General features: G+C 42.8%; 1 protein-coding gene. It reads right to left on the reverse strand.

From position 1 onward, the window contains the following. Positions 1 to 116: 116 nt before the first annotated feature. On the reverse strand, positions 117 to 983 hold the full coding sequence (gene pstA / locus B7Y67_RS19250; protein ID WP_293600010.1) for a phosphate ABC transporter permease PstA: 867 nt from the start codon (positions 981 to 983) through the stop codon (positions 117 to 119). Positions 984 to 1,038: the final 55 nt, after the last annotated feature.

Raw genomic sequence — 1,038 nt, forward strand, 5'->3', positions numbered from 1 at the left:
GTTACGAACCTCTAAGGCATTTTTAACATCATTTTTTGATGGTGTAGTTGTGTCGTTCATTCTTATTCCTTGACTATCAATCGTATTTAAGTCAAACATAGTTTTCATATTACTCATTAACTCTGTACTTTCTGGCGGAATACTACACGCGCAAGAATATTCAGACCCAGTACAGCAAAGGTGATAAGTAAAGCTGCAGCCCAGGCTAAATCAACCCAGTTGTCATATGGACTCATGGCGAATTGGAAGATCACCACTGGCAAATTCGCCATAGGTGCATTCATATTGCTTGAGAAAAACTGATTATTGAGAGCAGTAAAGAGCAATGGCGCTGTTTCACCACTCACACGTGCAAGCGCCAATAAAATACCGGTAATCACCCCGCTTTGAGCTGCGCGCAAAGTAATCATAAATGCTACTTTCCATTTAGGAGTACCCAAAGCATAGGCGGCCTCTCGCAAGCTTCCAGGCACTAAGCGGAGCATATTCTCCGTTGTACGAACTACCACCGGAATGGCAATTAAAGCCAATGCAATCGTGCCAGCCCAACCAGAGAAGTGACGTATCTGAGCTACCACAATAGCGTATACGAATAATCCAATGACAATGGATGGCGCAGATAGCATGATGTCAGTAACAAAACGGGTAACAGAGGCGACTTTGCTTCTATCGCCATACTCCGAGAGGTATAAACCCGCTAACACGCCAATTGGGGTACTGATGAGAGTACAGCTTGCCACAATCATCAAGCTACCAACAATGGCGTTTGCCAAACCACCGCCCTCAGAACCAGGTGCAGGTGTGCTCTGAGTAAATACATCCAAATTAATAGAAGAAAAGCCTTTTAAAAAAAGGATACTCAAAAACCATAACAAAAAGGCCATTCCCAATACCATTGCCGCAGTAGATAGAATCAGGCCTATTTTGTTAGCACGCTTTCGTTTAGCAAAAATAGCTGGATTAATATTTGATAAGCCGTTCATGTTTTAAGTCCCTGCTTTTTTTCCATATTGATCAACATCCATTTAGCGATCGCCA

The sequence above is a fragment of the Polynucleobacter sp. 35-46-11 genome, from assembly GCF_002281105.1.

What these genes read in the sequence shown, in the direction of transcription:
- pstA (WP_293600010.1), bottom strand. Translation starts at nt 983, where the DNA reads ATGAACGGCTTATCAAATATTAATCCAGCTATTTTTGCTAAACGAAAG.